This window comes from Pseudomonas sp. FG98 (genome assembly GCF_057808595.1).
This window is the reverse complement of record NZ_JBMDIJ010000006.1, coordinates 24,436-43,147: the sequence shown is the minus strand read 5'-3', so window position 1 is coordinate 43,147 and position 18,712 is coordinate 24,436. Positions and strand designations below refer to the sequence as shown.

24 protein-coding genes are annotated in these 18,712 nt (G+C 62.7%); 13 read left to right on the top strand and 11 right to left on the bottom strand.

Features of this window, described 5'->3' with window-relative positions:
* Window positions 1-7 precede the first annotated feature (7 nt).
* Both ACODSK_RS06350 and tldD read left to right on the top strand, forming a co-directional pair.
* A complete protein-coding gene (locus tag ACODSK_RS06350; RefSeq protein ID WP_489014693.1) occupies window positions 8-859 on the top strand; it encodes a carbon-nitrogen hydrolase family protein in 852 nt (283 codons plus the stop codon).
* A gap of 2 nt (window positions 860-861) precedes the next feature.
* The gene (tldD, locus tag ACODSK_RS06345; RefSeq protein WP_489014692.1) at window positions 862-2,301 is read left to right on the top strand and encodes a metalloprotease TldD; all 1,440 of its coding nucleotides are present in this window, start codon (window positions 862-864) and stop codon (window positions 2,299-2,301) included.
* Window positions 2,302-2,343: 42 nt separating this feature from the next.
* Here the strand turns inward: tldD and yjgA are convergent, their stop codons facing one another.
* Window positions 2,344-2,865 carry a ribosome biogenesis factor YjgA gene (yjgA, locus tag ACODSK_RS06340; protein WP_489014691.1) on the bottom strand — a complete coding sequence of 174 codons (522 nt, stop codon included), beginning with the start codon at window positions 2,863-2,865 and terminating at the stop codon, window positions 2,344-2,346.
* 111 nt (window positions 2,866-2,976) lie between these two features.
* Here yjgA and pmbA point away from each other — a divergent pair, with 111 nt between their 5' ends.
* The 6 genes from pmbA to ACODSK_RS06310 all read left to right on the top strand — a co-directional run bounded on the left by pmbA (window position 2,977) and on the right by ACODSK_RS06310 (window position 8,268).
* Window positions 2,977-4,323, top strand: a complete 1,347-nt coding sequence (gene pmbA / locus ACODSK_RS06335) for a metalloprotease PmbA (RefSeq protein WP_489014690.1) — start codon at window positions 2,977-2,979, stop codon at window positions 4,321-4,323.
* 178 nt (window positions 4,324-4,501) lie between these two features.
* Window positions 4,502-4,894, top strand: coding sequence for a FagA protein (locus tag ACODSK_RS06330; protein ID WP_489014689.1), 393 nt, complete (start codon window positions 4,502-4,504; stop codon window positions 4,892-4,894).
* Window positions 4,887-6,263 (top strand): class II fumarate hydratase, encoded by a 1,377-nt coding sequence (locus ACODSK_RS06325; RefSeq protein ID WP_489014688.1) that lies wholly within the window; start codon window positions 4,887-4,889, stop codon window positions 6,261-6,263. The genes ACODSK_RS06330 and ACODSK_RS06325 overlap by 8 nt, the downstream gene beginning before the upstream one ends.
* A gap of 27 nt (window positions 6,264-6,290) precedes the next feature.
* Window positions 6,291-6,752, top strand: coding sequence for a DUF2753 family protein (locus tag ACODSK_RS06320; protein ID WP_489014687.1), 462 nt, complete (start codon window positions 6,291-6,293; stop codon window positions 6,750-6,752).
* Complete coding sequence (locus tag ACODSK_RS06315; protein WP_489014686.1) at window positions 6,752-7,363, top strand: superoxide dismutase; 612 nt, start codon at window positions 6,752-6,754, stop codon at window positions 7,361-7,363. The genes ACODSK_RS06320 and ACODSK_RS06315 overlap by 1 nt, the downstream gene beginning before the upstream one ends.
* 11 nt (window positions 7,364-7,374) lie before the next feature.
* A complete protein-coding gene (locus ACODSK_RS06310; RefSeq protein ID WP_489014685.1) occupies window positions 7,375-8,268 on the top strand; it encodes a ZIP family metal transporter in 894 nt (297 codons plus the stop codon).
* Window positions 8,269-8,326: 58 nt separating this feature from the next.
* On the opposite strand, the gene ACODSK_RS06305 is transcribed toward ACODSK_RS06310, so the two are convergent.
* The 10 genes from ACODSK_RS06305 to ACODSK_RS06260 all read right to left on the bottom strand — a co-directional run bounded on the left by ACODSK_RS06305 (window position 8,327) and on the right by ACODSK_RS06260 (window position 15,328).
* On the bottom strand, window positions 8,327-8,599 hold the full coding sequence (locus tag ACODSK_RS06305; RefSeq protein WP_489014684.1) for an HPr family phosphocarrier protein: 273 nt from the start codon (window positions 8,597-8,599) through the stop codon (window positions 8,327-8,329).
* A 20-nt stretch (window positions 8,600-8,619) separates the two neighbouring features.
* Window positions 8,620-9,474 carry an RNase adapter RapZ gene (gene rapZ, locus ACODSK_RS06300; protein ID WP_489014683.1) on the bottom strand — a complete coding sequence of 285 codons (855 nt, stop codon included), beginning with the start codon at window positions 9,472-9,474 and terminating at the stop codon, window positions 8,620-8,622.
* A gap of 2 nt (window positions 9,475-9,476) precedes the next feature.
* Window positions 9,477-9,941, bottom strand: a complete 465-nt coding sequence (gene ptsN / locus ACODSK_RS06295) for a PTS IIA-like nitrogen regulatory protein PtsN (protein WP_489014682.1) — start codon at window positions 9,939-9,941, stop codon at window positions 9,477-9,479.
* A gap of 12 nt (window positions 9,942-9,953) precedes the next feature.
* Window positions 9,954-10,262: a ribosome hibernation-promoting factor, HPF/YfiA family gene (gene hpf / locus ACODSK_RS06290; protein ID WP_489014681.1), complete on the bottom strand. Its 309-nt coding sequence runs from the start codon at window positions 10,260-10,262 to the stop codon at window positions 9,954-9,956.
* Between the two features lie 81 nt (window positions 10,263-10,343).
* Window positions 10,344-11,837, bottom strand: a complete 1,494-nt coding sequence (locus ACODSK_RS06285; protein WP_489014679.1) for an RNA polymerase factor sigma-54 — start codon at window positions 11,835-11,837, stop codon at window positions 10,344-10,346.
* 175 nt (window positions 11,838-12,012) lie between these two features.
* A complete protein-coding gene (gene lptB, locus ACODSK_RS06280) occupies window positions 12,013-12,738 on the bottom strand; it encodes an LPS export ABC transporter ATP-binding protein (RefSeq protein ID WP_489014678.1) in 726 nt (241 codons plus the stop codon).
* Window positions 12,738-13,265, bottom strand: coding sequence for a lipopolysaccharide transport periplasmic protein LptA (gene lptA / locus ACODSK_RS06275; RefSeq protein WP_489014677.1), 528 nt, complete (start codon window positions 13,263-13,265; stop codon window positions 12,738-12,740). Before lptA ends, lptB begins: the two co-directional genes overlap by 1 nt.
* Window positions 13,252-13,824 carry an LPS export ABC transporter periplasmic protein LptC gene (lptC, locus tag ACODSK_RS06270; protein ID WP_489014676.1) on the bottom strand — a complete coding sequence of 191 codons (573 nt, stop codon included), beginning with the start codon at window positions 13,822-13,824 and terminating at the stop codon, window positions 13,252-13,254. The genes lptA and lptC overlap by 14 nt, the downstream gene beginning before the upstream one ends.
* An 8-nt stretch (window positions 13,825-13,832) precedes the next feature.
* Complete coding sequence (locus ACODSK_RS06265; protein ID WP_489014675.1) at window positions 13,833-14,354, bottom strand: KdsC family phosphatase; 522 nt, start codon at window positions 14,352-14,354, stop codon at window positions 13,833-13,835.
* A complete protein-coding gene (locus tag ACODSK_RS06260; RefSeq protein ID WP_489014674.1) occupies window positions 14,354-15,328 on the bottom strand; it encodes a KpsF/GutQ family sugar-phosphate isomerase in 975 nt (324 codons plus the stop codon). The genes ACODSK_RS06265 and ACODSK_RS06260 overlap by 1 nt, the downstream gene beginning before the upstream one ends.
* 290 nt (window positions 15,329-15,618) lie before the next feature.
* Between ACODSK_RS06260 and ACODSK_RS06255 the strand changes: the two genes are divergently transcribed.
* From ACODSK_RS06255 to ACODSK_RS06235, 5 genes are read left to right on the top strand one after another with little or no spacing between them, the layout of a single operon-like run.
* The gene (locus ACODSK_RS06255) at window positions 15,619-16,428 is read left to right on the top strand and encodes an ATP-binding cassette domain-containing protein (RefSeq protein WP_489014673.1); all 810 of its coding nucleotides are present in this window, start codon (window positions 15,619-15,621) and stop codon (window positions 16,426-16,428) included.
* Window positions 16,429-17,226, top strand: a complete 798-nt coding sequence (gene mlaE / locus ACODSK_RS06250; RefSeq protein ID WP_489014671.1) for a lipid asymmetry maintenance ABC transporter permease subunit MlaE — start codon at window positions 16,429-16,431, stop codon at window positions 17,224-17,226. It abuts the gene before it with no gap.
* Window positions 17,226-17,693, top strand: coding sequence for an outer membrane lipid asymmetry maintenance protein MlaD (mlaD, locus tag ACODSK_RS06245; protein ID WP_489014670.1), 468 nt, complete (start codon window positions 17,226-17,228; stop codon window positions 17,691-17,693). The genes mlaE and mlaD overlap by 1 nt, the downstream gene beginning before the upstream one ends.
* A 9-nt stretch (window positions 17,694-17,702) precedes the next feature.
* Window positions 17,703-18,356, top strand: a complete 654-nt coding sequence (locus ACODSK_RS06240; protein ID WP_489014669.1) for an MlaC/ttg2D family ABC transporter substrate-binding protein — start codon at window positions 17,703-17,705, stop codon at window positions 18,354-18,356.
* Complete coding sequence (locus tag ACODSK_RS06235; RefSeq protein WP_489014668.1) at window positions 18,353-18,658, top strand: STAS domain-containing protein; 306 nt, start codon at window positions 18,353-18,355, stop codon at window positions 18,656-18,658. Before ACODSK_RS06240 ends, ACODSK_RS06235 begins: the two co-directional genes overlap by 4 nt.
* The last annotated feature ends 54 nt before the right edge of the window (window positions 18,659-18,712 follow it).

Genomic DNA, 18,712 nt, shown 5'->3' with positions numbered 1-18,712 from the left:
CGTGGCCATGACTTTCGCCGTCATTCAGATGATCAGCCAGGACGATATCGCCGCCAACCTGGCCCGCGCCCGCGCGTTGCTGGAGCAGGCGGCGGAGCAGGGCGCCCGGCTTGCCGTCCTGCCGGAAAACTTCGCCGCCATGGGCCGTCGCGACAGCGCTGCCATCGGCCTGACCGAAGCCCGCGGCGAAGGGCCGATCCTGCCCTGGTTGAAACAGACCGCCCGCGACCTCAGGTTATGGATCGTGGCGGGCACCCTGCCGTTGCCGCCCGTCGATCGGCCCGAGGCCAAAGCCCATGCCTGCTCCCTGCTGGTGGACGAGCACGGCGAGCTGGTTGCCCGCTACGACAAATTGCATTTGTTCGACGTGGATGTCGCCGACAGCCGTGGCCGCTATCGCGAGTCCGATGACTACGCCCACGGTGCCAATGTGGTGGTGGCCGATACGCCGGTGGGCAAGCTTGGATTGACGGTTTGCTACGACCTGCGTTTCCCCGAGTTGTACAGCGCCCTGCGCGAAGCGGGGGCGGAACTGATCACGGCGCCGGCGGCCTTTACCGCCGTCACCGGTGCGGCGCACTGGGAAGTGCTGATCCGCGCTCGCGCCATCGAAACCCAATGCTATGTGCTGGCTGCTGCCCAGGGCGGGATGCATCCGGGGCCGCGTGAAACCCACGGTCAGGCGGCGATCGTCGACCCCTGGGGGCGGATCCTCGCCGAACAGGCCCGTGGCGAGGCGGTGCTGCTGGCCACGCGCGACAGCGCAGAACAGTCGTCCATACGGGCGCGGATGCCGGTGACCTTGCACCGGCGCTTTTTCTCGCGGGACGCCTTGCGGCCCGCGCACACCTCGGAGTGACTATGAGCGAGTTGTTAACAAGCGTCAGCGAGCAACTGCTGGCCCCCGGCGACCTGACCTTCGACAGCCTGCAGAGCGTGCTGGGCGAGTTGGCCGGTCCGGGCATCGACGCGGCCGACCTGTATTTCCAGGGCCAGATCTCGGAGTCCTGGGCGCTGGAGGACGGCATCGTCAAGGAAGGCAGCTTCAACCTCGACCAGGGCGTGGGCGTGCGCGCCCAGTCCGGCGAAAAGACCGGCTTCGCCTACAGTAACGCGATCAACCTCGAAGCCCTGAGCGCTGCGGCACAGGCTGCCCGCTCGATTTCCCGGGCCGGGCAGAACGGCACGGTGCAGGCATTCAAGAGCCAGGCGATTACGCCGCTGTATGCGGCGGACAATCCGCTGGAAGTCATGAGCCGGGCCGAGAAGGTCGATCTGCTCAAGCGCGTCGATGCTGCCACCCGAGCCCTCGACCCGCGTATCCAGCAGGTCAGCGTGAGCATGGCCGGGGTCTGGGAGCGCATCCTGATCGCTGCCGCCGATGGCAGCCTGGCTGCGGATGTGCGGCCGCTGGTGCGTTTCAGTGTCAGCGTGATCGTCGAGCAGAATGGCCGTCGCGAGCGCGGTGGTCATGGTGGCGGTGGGCGCACCGATTACCGCTATTTCAGTGAAGATCGGGTCATGGGCTACGCCCGCGAGGCGCTGCGTCAGGCCCTGGTCAACCTGGAGGCAGTGCCGGCCCCGGCGGGTACGCTGCCGGTGGTGCTGGGTTCGGGCTGGTCTGGTGTATTGCTGCATGAAGCGGTCGGCCACGGCCTGGAAGGCGACTTCAATCGCAAGGGCAGTTCGGCCTACAGCGGGCGCATCGGCGAGATGGTTGCGTCGAGCCTGTGCACCATCGTCGATGACGGCACCCTCAAGGATCGTCGTGGCTCGCTGAGCGTCGACGACGAAGGTACGCCGACCGAATGCACCACCCTGATCGAGAACGGCAAGCTGGTCGGCTACATGCAGGACAAGCTCAATGCCCGCCTGATGGGCATGGCGGTCACCGGCAACGGGCGCCGCGAGTCGTACGCGCACCTGCCGATGCCGCGCATGACCAACACCTACATGCGCGCCGGTGAGAGCGACCCGGCGGAGATCATCGCCTCGGTCAAACGCGGTCTGTACTGCGCCAACCTGGGCGGCGGCCAGGTGGATATCACCAGCGGCAAGTTCGTCTTCTCCACCAGCGAGGCGTACCTGATCGAGGACGGCAAGATCACCGCCCCGGTCAAGGGTGCGACCCTGATTGGCAATGGTCCGGAAGCCATGAGCCGGGTGTCCATGGTCGGCAACGACCTGGCCCTGGACAGTGGCGTGGGCACGTGCGGCAAGGATGGGCAGTCGGTGCCGGTTGGCGTGGGCCAGCCGACCCTGAAGATCGATGCGATCACCGTGGGTGGCACGGGCGCATGAGAAAGACACCGGGCGGGCAGGGTGCCCGCCTGGTAGCGTGGATCAGCGCAGGCCGCGCTGGCTCTCGTCGAGGTCGCGGATGTACTTGAAGATCTTGCGCGCGGCACTTGGCGGCTTGTTGGTCTTGGCCTCGTGCTGGGCCTGGCGGATCAGCGAGCGCAGTTGCTGGCGATCGGCTTCCGGGTATTCCTGGACGAACTTCTCCAGGACATCGTCGGTTCCACCGATCAGGCGGTCGCGCCAGCGTTCGAGGTTGTGGAAGCGCTCGTTGTACTGGCGCGATGAGGCGTCCAGCTGGTCAAGCAGGGCATTGATGGCGTCGAGATCCTGGTCGCGCATCAGTTTGCCGATGAACGAACGGTGACGGCGCTTGGCCTCGTTGGCCGTATGCCGCTTGTGCTCTTCGAGCGCCTTGCGCAGCTCGTCGGTCAGGGGCAGTTTGGCCAGGGTGTCGGGCTTGAGCGTGGTAAGGCGCTCGCCCATGTCGACCAAGGCCTGAAGTTCGCGCTTGATCTGGGTTTTGCTTTTTTCGCCATCGAAGGCGTCGTCGTAAGAATCAACCATGGGGGCAGTCCGCTGAGAAACGCCGCCATGATAACCAGTCGGGGGCCGCTTGTCCGGCCCGGTCGCAAATCGCCGGCCCGCGCCGAACGTAGAATTTGAGTGGAGAAAACCATGAGTGCAGTCCAGAGCGTAGGTCCGCAAGCCCTGCCGGCCTTGCAGGAGCAGGTCGAGCAGATCATCGCCGAGGCGAAACGCCAGGGCGCCAGTGCGTGCGAGGTGGCAGTATCCCTGGAGCAGGGGTTGTCGACCTCGGTGCGCCAGCGTGAAGTGGAAACGGTGGAATTCAACCGCGACCAGGGCTTTGGCATCACCCTCTACGTTGGCCAGCGCAAGGGCTCGGCCAGCACTTCCGCCAGCGGCAGCGAGGCGATCCGCGAGACCGTCGCCGCAGCGCTGGCCATTGCCAAGCACACCTCCGAGGACGACTGCTCGGGGCTGGCCGATCCGGCGCTGATGGCCCGGGACCTGCCGGACTTCGACCTGTATCACGCCTGGGATATCACCCCGGAGCAGGCCATCGAGAAAGCCCTGGCCTGCGAGGCCGCAGCGTTCGACGCCGATCCGCGGATCAAGAACGCCGACGGCACCACCCTCAATACCCACCAGGGCTGCCGCGTCTACGGCAACAGCAACGGCTTCATCGGTGGCTACGCCTCGACCCGTCACAGCCTGAGCTGCGTGATGATCGCCGAGGGCGATGGGCAGATGCAGCGGGACTACTGGTATGACGTGAATCGCCAGGGCGAGTTGCTGGCAGATCCGCGTTCCATCGGTATCCGCGCCGCCCAGCGTGCCGCCAGTCGCCTAGGGGCGCGCCCGGTGCCGACCTGCGAAGTGCCGGTGCTGTTCTCGGCGGAGCTGGCCGGTGGTCTGTTCGGCAGTTTCCTGTCGGCGATTTCCGGCGGCAACCTGTATCGCAAATCGTCGTTCCTGGAAGGCACCATCGGTCAGCGTCTGTTCCCGACCTGGCTGACCCTCGATGAACGTCCGCACCTGCCCCGTGCACTGGGTAGCGCCGCATTCGATGGCGATGGCCTGGCCACCTACGCCAAGCCGTTCGTCGAAAATGGCCAATTGGTTTCCTACGTACTGGGCACCTACTCCGGGCGCAAGCTTGGCCTGCCGAGCACCGCGAATGCCGGTGGCGTACACAACCTGTTCGTCACCCACGGCGTCGAGGACCAGGCCGCGCTGATCCGGCGCATGGGTCGTGGCTTGCTGGTAACCGAGCTGATGGGGCACGGCCTCAACATGGTGACCGGCGACTATTCCCGCGGCGCGGCAGGCTACTGGGTGGAAAACGGCGAGATCCAGTTCGCCGTACAGGAAGTGACGATCGCCGGGAATATGAAGGACATGTTCCAGCAGATTGTCGCCATCGGCAGCGATCTTGAAACTCGTAGCAATATCCACACGGGTTCGATCCTGATTGAGAAGATGACCGTCGCAGGTAGCTGATCACCGTCACTATCGCGTTATCCAAAAGCCCGGCCTTGATGCCGGGCTTTTGTTTTTCAGGCGAAAAAACCAGCCGTCACGCAGCGCGCTTTTTTTGCAGCTTAAAGCTTGAGGCTTGTACTGATTCTATTTATCAATTAATAATGAATATCATTATCTGAGCGATGATGTTCATTCCATGAAATCCGTCCTTCACGAACTGCCCTATCTCGAAAACTGGCGCTGGCTGAGCCGGCGTATTCGTTGCGCGCTCGAGCCCGACGAGCCGCGTCTGATCGAACACTACCTGGCCGAAGGACGCTACCTGGTCTGCTGCACCGATACCTCGGCGTGGACCGTCGCCCTCACTTCTTTCCGTCTTCTGCTCGATACCGCCTGCGACCGCATGTTGCCGTGGCATTGGCGCTGCCTGTGCCTGGACCAGGCATGGCGCCCGCTGCTGCAGCTGCGCAAGCTCGATGGCGGCGAGCAAGGCCAGCGCTGGCAGCCGCTGGCCCTGCAACTGGCGAACTGCACGCTGTTGCCTTCGATTTCTTCCGCTGAACTGATGCAAGGACTTGATGATGAGTAATACCCGTATCGAGCGTGACAGCATGGGTGAACTGCAGGTGCCGGCCGAGGCCCTGTACGGTGCCCAGACCCAGCGCGCGGTCAACAACTTCCCGGTCAGCCAGCAACCCATGCCGAAGCAGTTCATCCGTGCCTTGCTGCTGGCCAAGGCCGCTGCTGCCAAGGCCAACGTGCAACTGGAGCAGGTGACCCCGGCCCAGGGCGAGGCGATCGTCGCGGCAGTGGAGCAACTGCTGGCGAGCGACTTCATGCAGCACTTCCCGGTGGACGTGTTCCAGACCGGCTCCGGCACCAGCTCGAACATGAACGCCAACGAGGTGATCGCGACCCTCGCCAGCCGCGTCGCCAATGACAAGGTCAACCCTAACGATCACGTCAACTGTGGCCAGAGCAGCAACGACATCATCCCCACCACCATCCACGTCAGTGCCGCGCTGGCCCTGCACGAGCAACTGCTGCCGGCGCTGAATCACCTGGTCAAGGTGATCGAGGCCAAGGCCGAGCAGGTGCATCCGTTCGTCAAGACCGGCCGCACCCACCTGATGGACGCCATGCCGGTGCGCATGAGCCAGGTGCTCGGTGGCTGGGCGCAGCAGATCAAGGCCAGCATCGGCCATCTGCAAGACACCCTGCCTGCCCTGCAGGCCCTGGCCCAGGGTGGTACTGCGGTCGGTACCGGGATCAACGCCCACCCGCAATTCTCCGCATTGTTCGCCAAGCAACTGAGTGGCCTGACCCAGGTCGATTTCGTGCCGGGCGAGAACCTGTTCGCCCTGATCGGCTCCCAGGACACCGCCGTGGCCGTATCCGGCCAGCTCAAGGCGACTGCCGTGGCGCTGATGAAGATCGCCAACGACCTGCGCTGGATGAACTCCGGCCCGCTGGCCGGCCTCGGCGAAATCGAACTGGAAGGCCTGCAGCCGGGCTCCTCGATCATGCCGGGCAAGGTCAACCCGGTGATTCCGGAAGCCACCGCCATGGTTGCGGCCCAGGTCATCGGCAATGACGCCACCATCGCCGTTGCCGGTCAGTCGGGCAACTTCGAGCTGAACGTGATGCTGCCGGTCATCGCCCGCAACCTGCTGGAAAGCATCGAGCTGATGGCCAATGTCAGCCGCCTGCTGGCCGACAAGGCCATCGCCAGCTTCAAGGTCAACGAGCCGAAGCTCAAGGAAGCCCTGGCCCGCAACCCGATCCTGGTGACCGCGCTGAACCCGATCATCGGCTACCAGAAGGCCGCGGAAATCGCCAAGACCGCCTACAAGCAGGGGCGTCCGATCATCGACGTAGCCCAGGAACACACCGAGCTGTCGCGTACCCAGCTGGAAGTCCTGCTGGATCCGGAAAAGCTCACCGCCGGCGGTATCTGATACCGCCCACCGCTTTGGAGGTTCGCCATGCAGCACTGGAAACGTACCACCGAGATTGCCAACCGCCTGTTCAACCAAGGGGATCTGGTCGATGCCCGCGAGCTGTACCTGCAGGCCCTGGCCTTGGCCCAGGTGCTTTTCGAGCGCTGGCATGACGCCAACGAAGCGGTGGCCGCTTGCGTGATTTCCCATCACAACCTGGCGGACCTTCATCTGCGTCTGAAGCAGCCGCAGGAGAGCGCCGAGTATCTCTGTGCGATCCATCAGCGGCTGCTGAGCGCGAGCCAGGACCCGCGCCTGCCCGAGCCATTGCGCGAGGCGGCGCTGCGCCAGAGCGGCAAGACCTACACCGAACTCTTGAGCTTCATCAGTGAGTACGGCCAGTACCCACGCACCGAACGGCTGCTGTACCGACAGGAACCGCAGTCCGGTGTGCTGGCTGGCCAGGACCCCGTGATCCCCCAAGCCTTCCAACAAGGAATTCACTAATGCCACATACCTTGCCTGCATTGCCTTACGCCTACGATGCGCTTGAGCCGCACATCGATACCCAGACCATGCAGATCCACCACACCAAGCACCACCAGACCTACATCAACAATCTCAACGCCGCCGTCGACGGCACCGAGTGGGCCGAGTGGCCGGTGGAGAAGCTGGTCGCAGCGGTCAAGCAGCTGCCGCAGAACCTCCAGGCCGCAGTGATCAACCAGGGCGGCGGTCACGCCAACCACACCCTGTTCTGGACTGTCATGTCGCCAACCGGCGGCGGTGAACCGCAAGGCTCGGTGGCCAAGGCCATCGATGAGCAACTGGGCGGTTTCGATGCTTTCAAGGAAGCTTTCACCAAGGCCGCGCTGACTCGTTTCGGCAGTGGCTGGGCCTGGCTGAGCGTGACCCCGGAGAAAAAACTGGTGGTGGAAAGCAGCGGCAACCAGGACAGCCCGCTGATGAACGGCAATACGCCGATCCTCGGCCTGGACGTCTGGGAGCACGCCTACTACCTGCTGTACCAGAACCGCCGCCCGGAATACATCAACGCCTTCTATAACGTGGTCGATTGGGCTGAAGTCGAGCGGCGGTACCTTGCCGCCGTGGCGTGAGTGACAAGCGAATGCGCTCGGATGTCTTGTCCGTAAGCAGTGTGCGTTTGTTTCGCCTGGCATTGGGTACCCTGTTGTTGCTGGTAGGCACCGCCTTGCTGGTGGCCCAGGGCATTGCCTGGCTGGACCTGGAGCCGCGGATGATGCGGGCGCTGGAAGGTGGCGCATTGTGTGCCCTGGGTACCGCGCTTGGCGCGGTGCCGGTCCTGGTGATCCGCAGCATGCCGGTCGCGCTGGCCGATACGCTGTTGGGCTTCGGGGCTGGGGTCATGCTGGCGGCAACAGCCTTCTCCCTGATCATTCCGGGCCTGGATGCCGCGCAGGCGGTGGGCTTCGGCAAGTGGGGAGCGGGTAGCCTGATCAGCTTCGGCCTGCTGTTCGGTGCCTTGTGCCTGTACCTGGTGGATCGCCAGGTATCCGGTGCATCGCCCGAAGCGCTGGTGGCGTCCGGTACCCAGCCAGTGGTGCCGGCGCGGATCTGGGTCTTCGTGATTGCCATCATCGCCCATAACATTCCGGAGGGTATGGCCATCGGCGTTTCTGCCGGCGGCGGTATGCCGGATGCGGACAGCCTGGCAATGGGTATCGCCTTGCAGGATGTCCCGGAAGGGCTGGTGATCGCGCTGGTACTGGCGGGGGCCGGGATGGCGCGCTTCAAGGCGTTCCTGATCGGTGCCGCGTCAGGGCTGGTGGAGCCGGCGGCAGCGCTGCTGTGTGCCTGGCTGGTGAATGTGGCAGAGCTGCTGTTGCCGCTCGGCCTGGCCTTCGCGGCCGGCGCCATGCTGCTGGTGGTGACCCAGGAGATCATTCCCGAGTCGCGGGCCAACGGACATCACCGCTTGGCCAGCCTGGGTTTGTGCGTCGGCTTCTGCTTGATGATGGTGATGGATACCGCGCTGTCTTGATTCTCTGCGTTAAACGAAAAAGCCCGCCAATCTGGCGGGCTTTTTCATGGCTGGCAATTCATTCGCCTTCGTCGAAGCGGTTGTTGATCAGTTCGACCAATGCCTGCAGAGCATCGTTGTCCTGCTCGCCTTCTGCCGACAGGTGGACGGTGGTGCCCTTGCCCGCGGCGAGCATCATCACCGCCATGATGCTTTTGCCATCGACCAGCTTGTCCGGTGCTCGTCCAACCTTGACCGCGCAGGGAAACTTGCCCGCCACGCCGACGAACTTGGCAGCCGCACGGGCATGCAGGCCCAGCTTGTTGATGATCTCGATTTCAATGGCGGGCATCGCGGGTGGGATCCTGTGGACTAGAGGTCGCGGTGGCGAACCTGGACGTTCTTCAATATGGGTTGCAGCAACTGGCCGAGCCGTTCGGTGAGGTAGACCGAGCGATGGTGACCGCCAGTGCAGCCAATGGCAACGGTGACGTAAGCGCGGTTGCTGGCGGCGAAGCGTGGCAACCATTTCAGCAGGTAGGACGATATGTCCTGGAACATTTCTTCCACATCCGGTTGTGCGGCCAGGTAGTCGATCACCGGCTGGTCCCGGCCGGAATGCTCGCGCAATTCAGGTTTCCAGTAGGGATTGGGCAGGCAGCGAACATCGAACACCACGTCGGCATCCACCGGCATGCCGCGCTTGAAGCCGAACGACTCGACCAGGAAGGCCGTGCCGGGCTCGGGTTGATTGAGCAGGCGCAGCTTGATCGAGTCCCGCAACTGGTAAAGGTTGAGGTTGGTGGTGTCGATCTTCAGGTCCGCCAGGTCGGCGATAGGGCCGAGCAGTTCGCTTTCGACCCGGATGGCCTCGGCAAGCGAGCGGTCCTGGTTGGTCAGCGGATGACGTCGGCGAGTTTCGGAGAAACGCTTGAGCAGGGTTTCTTCGTCGGCGTCCAGGTAGAGCACATCGCACTGGATATGCCGGGCCCGTGCTTCTTCGAGCAATTCAGGGAAGCGCGTGAGGTGGCTCGGCAGGTTGCGGGCGTCGATCGACACGGCGACCCGCGGTTGCAGCAGCTCGGTGTTGATCAGCGCGCTCTCCGCCAGCTGCGGAAGCAGGCCGGCGGGGAGGTTGTCGATACAGTAGAAGCCATTGTCTTCCAGGACATCGAGGGCGGTGCTTTTGCCGGATCCGGAACGGCCGCTGACGATGATCAGGCGCATGCTCAGGACTCGTTCTGCGCGTCCAGGACAACCTGGTACAGGGCGGTGCTGCTGTCGGCAGCGCGCAGCCTGTCGCGAACATCCTTGCGGTCGAGCATGCTGGCAATTTGGCGTAGCAGTTCAAGATGCGCATCGGTGGCGGCTTCCGGGACCAGCAGGACGAACAGCAGGTCTACCGGGGCGCCGTCGATGGCGTCGAAATCGATGGGGGCATCCAGATGCAACAGCGCGCTGACCGGGCTGGTGCAGCCCTTGAGGCGGCAGTGAGGGATGGCGATGCCATTGCCGAAACCTGTCGAGCCGAGCTTTTCCCGGGCAATCAGGCTTTCGAACACTTCCTGGTTTTCCAGTCCGGGAACTTCCTTCCCGATCAGGTTGGCGATCTGTTCAAGTACGCGCTTTTTACTGCCTCCCGGCACGTTCACCAGGGAACGGCCGGGGGTCAGGATGGATTCAAGTCGGATCATGGATGAGGGGGATCAGCGGGCCGCTGCACCTTGCAGCAGACTTTGCTGTTTTTCCTTGTGTTTTTTCAGTTGGCGGTCGAGCTTGTCGGTCAAGGAGTCGATGGCGGCATACATGTCGGCGTCTTCGGCATTGGCGACCACTTCACCACCGGGAATCTGCAAGGTCGCCTCCACTTTCTGCTGGAGTTTCTCGACCTTCATGATGACCTGGACGTTGGTGATCCTGTCGAAATGACCCTCCAGGCGCTTGAGCTTGAGCTCGACATATTCACGAAGCGGAGGAGTGACTTCTACATGTTGTCCACTGATGTTGACTTGCATACTGCTTCTCCTTTGTTGCCGTGCATAAAGAGGCAGGTGTTGCGCCTGCCACTGAATTGCGATGGCACATCTCAGGGAATGTCACATCAATCGCTTGCGCTCACTCGATGGTGCAATGCCGAGGGACTCGCGGTACTTGGCGACGGTGCGACGTGCTACCTGGATGCCTTGTGCCTCCAGTAAACCAGCGATCTTGCTGTCACTCAATGGCTTTTTCTGATTTTCCGCGGCAACCAGTTTCTTGATGATCGCGCGGATGGCGGTGGAGGAGCATTCACCGCCTTCGGAGGTGCTGACGTGGCTGGAGAAAAAGTACTTCAGCTCGTAGATGCCACGCGGCGTGTGCATGTATTTCTGCGTGGTCACCCGGGAAATGGTCGACTCGTGCATGCCCACCGCCTCGGCGATATCGTGCAGCACCAGCGGCTTCATGGCTTCGTCGCCGTGGTCGAGGAAACCGCGCTGATGCTCGACGATCTGCGTGGCAACCTTCATCAGGGTCTCGTTGCGGCTCTGCAGGCTCTTGATGAACCAGCGCGCCTCCTGCAACTGGTTGCGCATGAAGGTGTTGTCGGCGCTGGTGTCGGCGCGGCGAACGAAACCGGCGTACTGTGGATTGACCCGCAGGCGCGGTACCGCCTCCTGGTTCAGTTCCACCAGCCAGCGATCGTTGTCCTTGCGCACGATCACGTCGGGTACCACATACTCCGGCTCGCTGGATTCGATCTGCGACCCGGGGCGCGGGTTGAGGCTCTGCACCAGCTCGATGACCTGGCGCAGCTCGTCTTCCTTGAGCTTCATGCGGCGCATCAGCTGGCTGTAGTCGCGGCTGCCGAGCAGGTCGATGTAATCACTCACCAGGCGCTGTGCTTCAGCCATCCATGGGGTGTTGGCGGGCAGTTGGCGCAGTTGCAGCAACAGGCACTCGCCCAGGTTGCGTGCGCCGATGCCGGCGGGTTCGAACTGCTGGATGCGGTGCAGGACGGCTTCGATCTCGTCCAGCTCGATATCGAGCTCGGGATCGAAGGAGTCGCAGATTTCTTCCAGGGTTTCGTCGAGGTAACCCTGATTGTTGATGCAATCGATCAGGGTGACGGCAATGAGGCGGTCGGTGTCCGACATCGGTGCCAGGTTGAGCTGCCAGAGCAGATGGCTCTGCAGGCTCTCGCCCGCGGAGGTGCGGGTGGTGAAGTCCCACTCGTCGTCATCGTTGCTGGGCAGGCTGCTGGCGCTGGTCTGGTAGATATCTTCCCAGGCCGTGTCGACCGGCAGTTCGTTGGGGATGCGCTCGTTCCATTCGCCTTCTTCGAGGTTTTCCGCAGTGGGCCCGGTCTGTTCGAAGCTGCTCTCCTGAGATTCCGCGACGGGTTTGCTCTCGGCGTTGTCGGCCATGGGGTCGCTGTTGTCGAAGTCGTCGCCGTCTTCCTGGCGTTCGAGCATCGGATTGGACTCCAGGGCTTCCTGGATTTCCTGCTGCAGGTCCAGCGTGGAGAGCTGGAGCAGACGGATGGCCTGTTGCAACTGCGGGGTCATCGTCAGTTGCTGGCCCATTCTTAGGACGAGCGATGGTTTCATGGCTGGGGCTTTACACCTTATTCGCCGGCGCGCATGCGCCATCTACTACACGGGCGCTGGGCGCCAATTTTAAGCAAGATATATGCCTGAAATTGTAGCGTTTGCCTAGAGCGCTGTAACAATTAAGCCGCAATAATGGCTGAATGCCAGCGCTCGGTCACTCCGGTATTTCGATCTACAGGCGGAACTCGTGGCCGAGGTACACCTCTTTCACCAGCTGGTTGGCCAGGATGGTTTCCGAATCGCCTTCGGCGATCAACTGGCCGTCGTTGACGATGTACGCGGTTTCGCAGATATCGAGGGTTTCACGGACGTTGTGGTCGGTGATCAGGACGCCGATGCCCTTGGCCTTCAGGTGATGGATGATCTGCTTGATATCGCCGACCGAGATCGGGTCGACGCCGGCGAAGGGTTCGTCGAGCAGGATGAACTTCGGAGCGGTGGCCAGGGCGCGGGCGATTTCCACCCGGCGGCGTTCACCTCCGGACAGGCTCATGCCGAGGTTGTCGCGGATATGGCTGATGTGGAATTCCTGCAGCAGGCTTTCCAGCTCCTTGCGCCGGCCATCGCTGTCGAGGTCCTTGCGCGTCTCCAGGATCGCCATGATGTTGTTGGCCACCGACAGCTTGCGGAAGATCGAGGCTTCCTGGGGCAGGTAACCGATGCCGGCGCGAGCGCGGCCATGCATCGGTTGATGGCTGACATCCAGGTCGTCGATCAGGACGCGGCCCTGGTCGGCCTGGACCAGGCCGACGATCATGTAGAAGCAAGTGGTCTTGCCGGCGCCGTTGGGGCCGAGCAGGCCGACGATCTGGCCGCTGTCGATCGACAGGCTGACATCACGTACCACTTGTCGGCTCTTGTAGCTCTTGGCCAGGTGCTGGGCTTTGAGGGTTGCCATTACTCGGCCTTCTTCTTCGGCTGGATCACCATGTCGATACGCTGGCGTGGTGTCTTGATGTCCTTGCCGCCGCGACCGGCAGTGGCGACCTGGGTCTTGGAGTTGTAGACGATCTTCTCGCCTTCGGTGGTGTTGCCAGCGTTGATTACCTTGGCCTGGTCGGTAAGGATGATCAGGTCCTTGCCGGCCTGGTACTGGATCTGCTTGGCATAGCCTTGCATCTTGTCCGGCTTGGCGGCGTCCTGCTGCTGCTCGAAGTAGGCCAGGCTGCCGACGGAGGTCGCGGTGTCGATATCGCCGGCCTGGTTGAGGGTGACGGTCACGACATTGCCTTTGATCATCATCGAGCCCTGGGTGATGATCACGTCGCCGGTGTAGGTAGCGACCTTGTTCTTGTCATCCATCTGGGCGCTGTCGGCCTGGATGCGAACAGGTTGCTCACGGTCGTTCGGCAGAGCCCAGGCGCTCGCGCTTCCCAGTGCCGCGCTCAGGCTGAGCAAATAAGGGAGGGTTTTAACGAGCCTCATACTGTCCTCTTACGTTGGACAGCAGGTCCATCCTGCCGTCTTTCAAATACGCTTTCATTCCCTTGCCCGTAGTCACGCCACCGGCGCCGTCGATTCTAACGTCTTGCTCGGTTTGCGCATATTGCTTCTGCGGGAATACCGTCATGCGACTGGATGTGATGATCGTGGTGCGGTTCTGTTCGTCGGTGCGTGCGACCCGGACCGAATCGATCAGCTCGACCTCGGTGCCGTCCGGGTTGACCTCGCCACGTTCGCTCTGGACGTGCCAGGGGAAGGTGGTGCCGCGGTACATCTGCAGGTCCGGTTTGGTCAGCAGGGTGACTTCGCTGGCCTTGAGGTGCTCGACCTTGTCCGCAGTCATTTCATATTGCAGTTTGCCATCGGGCAGGAACTGCACACTGTGGGCATTGATCGCGTAGTAGTCGATGGCACTTTCGTCGACCTGCGCCACGGTCTGGTCGAGGAAGCGCTCGGGAACGATGTTCCAGTAGCCGATCGCCCCGAAAAGCACGGCGATCACGCCGAACAGCGCGATATTGCGGATCTTCTTGCTGAACATGACGTGCTCTACAGATAGTGGGCGTTTGCTGCTTCCAGGTTGCCCTGGGCTTGCAGGATCAGTTCGCAGAATTCACGGGCCGCGCCTTCGCCCCCGCGGGCCTGGGTGACACCGTGGGCATGCTGGCGGACGAACGCCGCCGCATTGGCGACCGCCATGCCCAGGCCGACCCGGCGGATCACTGGCAGGTCGGGCAGGTCGTCGCCGAGGTAGGCGACTTCCTCATAGCTTAGGCCGAGTTGGCCGAGAAGTTCGTCGAGCACCACCAGTTTGTCCTCGCGGCCCTGGTACAGGTGCGGGATGCCGAGGTTCTTCGCTCGGCGCTCGACCACCGGGGTCTTGCGTCCGCTGATGATCGCCGTGGTCACCCCGGAGTTCATCAGCATCTTGATGCCCTGGCCGTCGAGGGTGTTGAAGGTCTTGAATTCGCTGCCGTCCTCGAGGAAGTACAGGCGCCCGTCAGTGAGCACGCCGTCCACGTCGAAAACCGCCAGCTTGATGGCTTTGCCGCGTTGCAACAGGGTATTCATCACATCACTCCGGCGCGCAGCAGGTCGTGCATGTTCAGGGCTCCGACCGGATGGTCGGCCTTGTCGACGACCACCAGCGCGCTGATCTTGTGGTCTTCCATGATCTTCAGGGCCTCGGCGGCGAGCATCTCGGCGCGGGCGGTCTTGCCGTGCACGGTCATGACTTCTTCGATCAACGTCTTGTGCACGTCGATATTGCGGTCGAGGCTACGGCGCAGGTCGCCGTCGGTGAAGATCCCGGCCAGGCTGCCGTCGGCTTCGACCACCACGGTCATGCCCAGGCCCTTGCGCGACATTTCCAGCAGTGCGTCCTTGAGCAGGGTGCCACGGCTGACCTGGGGCAGTTCGTCGCCAGCATGCATCACGTTCTCGACCTTGAGCAGCAGGCGGCGGCCCAGGGCACCTCCCGGATGGGAGAAGGCGAAGTCTTCGGCAGTGAAGCCACGGGCTTCGAGCAGGGCGATGGCCAGGGCGTCGCCCAGCACCAGCGCTGCGGTGGTCGAGGAGGTCGGTGCCAGGTTCAGCGGGCAGGCTTCCTGGGCCACGCGTGCGTCGAGGTTGACCTCGGCAGCCTTGGCCAGTGGCGATTCGGGATTGCCGGTGAGGCTGATGAGCTTGATGCCCAGGCGCTTGATCAGCGGCAGCAGGGTGACGATTTCGGCAGTGGAACCGGAGTTCGACAGGGCCAGGATGATGTCGTCCCGGGTGATCATGCCCATGTCGCCGTGGCTGGCCTCGGCGGGATGGACGAAGAACGCCGGGGTCCCGGTGCTCGCCAGGGTCGCGGCAATCTTGTTGCCGATGTGCCCGGATTTGCCCATGCCTACCACGACAACACGGCCCTTGCTGCCCAGGATCAGTTCGCATGCCTTGACGAAGTCGGCGTCGATGTGGGCCAGCAGGCCTTCTACCGCTTCGATTTCAAGGCGGATGGTGCGCTGCGCGGATTGGATCAGGTCGGTGGATTGGCTCATGTCGGAAATCGGGTTGCCTGATGAAAAGGTCGCGATTATAGCGGTAATGCGCGAAAGCCTCACCTGCGGATTGGTCGCAGGCTGCCTGTTTGAGCGTTTTGCTCCCTCGCGGTTCCCTTCGGTGATGGCACGAAAATGGCTGTACAGGGCCTGAACAGGCCTTGCGATGGCCTTGGGAAGGGCTTGCCTGCGGTGCTATAGTTCGCCACCAGTTCGGCCTGCTCGATACTTGCGTGCCTCCACGAAGGGGGCGTGCGTCTGAGGACAAGGCTGCATCGCAAGGAGTCTAGATGAGCGTTGATAACGCCTACGCGGTCGAGTTGAAGGGAGTGACCTTCAAACGCGGTTCGCGCAGCATCTTCAATAATGTCGACATACGCATTCCCAAGGGCAAGGTCACCGGGATCATGGGGCCTTCCGGGTGTGGCAAGACCACGCTGCTGCGTTTGATGGGTGCGCAACTGCGGCCTGCCAGCGGCGAGGTGTGGGTCGCCGGGCAGAACCTGCCGGCGTTGTCGCGCAGCGACCTGTTTGACGCGCGCAAGCAGATGGGCGTGCTGTTCCAGAGCGGCGCGCTGTTCACCGACCTCGACGTGTTCGAGAACGTCGCCTTTCCGCTGCGCGTGCACACCAAGCTCTCCGAGGAAATGATCCGCGACATCGTGCTGATGAAGCTCCAGGCGGTAGGCCTGCGCGGCGCCATCGAGCTGATGCCGGACGAGCTGTCCGGTGGCATGAAGCGCCGCGTGGCGCTGGCCCGGGCAATTGCCCTGGATCCGCAGATCCTCATGTACGACGAGCCTTTCGTCGGCCAGGACCCGATCGCCATGGGCGTCCTGGTGCGCCTGATCCGCCTGCTCAACGACGCCCTCGGCATCACCAGCATCGTGGTCTCCCACGACCTCGCGGAAACCGCCAGCATCGCCGACTACATTTATGTGGTGGGTGACGGCCAGGTCCTCGGCCAGGGCACGCCGGCGGAGCTGATGGACTCGGACAACCCGCGCATCCGCCAATTCATGAAGGGCGACCCGGACGGACCGGTGCCTTTCCATTTTCCTGCGCCTGGCTACCGCGCCGATCTGCTGGGGAAGCGTTAGATGCGCAGAAAATCCTTACTCGAACGTATCCGCCGTTTCGGCCGTTCGGCCATCGACGTGGTCGCGGTCATGGGGCGTTCCTGCCTGTTCCTGTTGCATGCCCTGGTCGGGCGTGGCGGGATCGGTGGCGGTTTCCAGTTGCTGGTACGGCAACTGTATTCGGTGGGCGTGCTGTCCCTGGCGATCATCGTCGTGTCCGGCATCTTCATCGGCATGGTCCTGGCATTGCAGGGTTTCAGCATCCTGACCAAGTACGGCTCGGAGCAGGCGGTAGGGCAGATGGTCGCCCTGACCCTGCTGCGTGAACTGGGGCCGGTGGTGACCGCGCTGCTGTTCGCCGGCCGCGCCGGATCCGCGCTGACCGCCGAGATCGGCAACATGAAGTCCACCGAACAGCTCTCCAGCCTGGAGATGATCGGTGTCGACCCGCTCAAGTACATCGTTGCCCCACGCCTGTGGGCCGGCTTCATCTCCCTGCCGCTGCTGGCGATGATCTTCAGTGTCGTCGGCATCTGGGGCGGCTCGTGGGTGGCGGTGGACTGGCTGGGCGTCTACGAAGGCTCGTTCTGGGCGAACATGCAGAACAGCGTGTCCTTCACCGACGACGTGCTCAACGGCGTGGTCAAGAGCATCGTCTTTGCCTTCGTCGTTACCTGGATTGCCGTTTTCCAAGGCTATGACTGCGAGCCCACCTCAGAGGGGATCAGTCGGGCCACCACCAGAACCGTGGTCTACGCCTCGTTGGCAGTCCTGGGACTGGACTTTATTCTGACCGCCCTGATGTTTGGAGATTTCTGATGCAAAACCGCACCCTGGAAATCGGTGTCGGCCTGTTCCTCCTGGCCGGGATCCTGGCGCTGATCCTGCTGGCCCTGCGCGTCAGTGGCCTGTCCGCCAGCCCCAGCAGCGATACCTATAAACTTTATGCGAATTTCGACAATATCGCCGGTTTGACGGTCAGAGCAAAAGTGACCATGGCCGGTGTGACCATCGGCAAGGTCACTGCCATCGATCTGGATCGCGATACCTACACCGGTCGGGTGACCCTGCAACTGGACAAGAGCGTGGACAACCTGCCCGTCGATTCCACTGCATCGATCCTGACCGCCGGGTTGCTCGGCGAGAAGTACATCGGCATCAGCGTCGGCGGGGAAGATTCCGTGCTCAAGGACGGCGGTGTGATCCATGACACGCAGTCGGCGCTGGTCCTGGAAGATCTGATTGGCAAGTTCCTGCTCAATACCGTAGGCAAAGAAGCTAAATAAGGAGTTTCCATGATTTCCATCCTGCGACGCGGCCTGCTGGTGTTGCTGGCGGCCCTGCCCATGCTGGCGCTGGCGGCACCGGGTCAATCGGCCCATGACGTGATTCAGGGCACCACCACCCAGTTGCTCAACGACCTGAAAGCCAACAAGGAGCAATACAAGGCCAACCCAAGCCAGTTCTACGATGCGCTGAACAACATCCTCGGCCCGGTCGTGGATGCCGACGGCATCTCGAAAAGCATCATGACCGTGAAGTACTCGCGCCAGGCGAGCCCGGACCAGATGCAGCGCTTCCAGGAAAACTTCAAGCGCAGCCTGATGCAGTTCTATGGCAACGCCCTGCTGGAATACAACAACCAGGGCATCACCGTCGATCCGGCCAAGGCCGAGGACGGCGACCGTGCCAGCGTCGGCATGAAGGTCACCGGTACCAACGGTGCGGTCTATCCGGTGCAGTACACCCTGCAGAAGCTTCAGGGTGAATGGAAAGTGCGCAACGTGATCGTCAACGGCATCAACATCGGCAAGCTGTTCCGTGACCAGTTCGCCGACGCCATGCAGCGCAACGGCAACGACCTCGACAAGACCATCGACAACTGGGCCGGCGAAGTCGCCAAGGCCAAGGCGGTCACCGAGGACGCGGCGGAGAAGCAGGCGCAATGAGCGTAGGCAGCGTCCAGTTGGCCGAGCCAGGCATCCTCAGCCTGGCCGGCATCCTCGATTACCGCTCTGGCCCGGCGCTGCGCAAGCAGGGCGGCGCGCTGATCGCGGCGAGCAAGGGCGACGCGCTGGTGCTCGATTTCACTGCGGTGGAGCAATCCAGCAGCGTCGGCCTGTCCCTGCTGCTGGCCTTCCTCCGCGATGCCAAGGCCGCCGGCAAGGCCTGCGAGATTCGCGGCATGCCCCACGGCATGCGGGAAATTGCCGAGGTCTATGGCCTGGACGACATCCTGGCGTTGCAGTGAACGGGTAAAAGAACCGAAGCCCCTCTGTCAGAGTCCTCGTTTACGGGGTTCGCA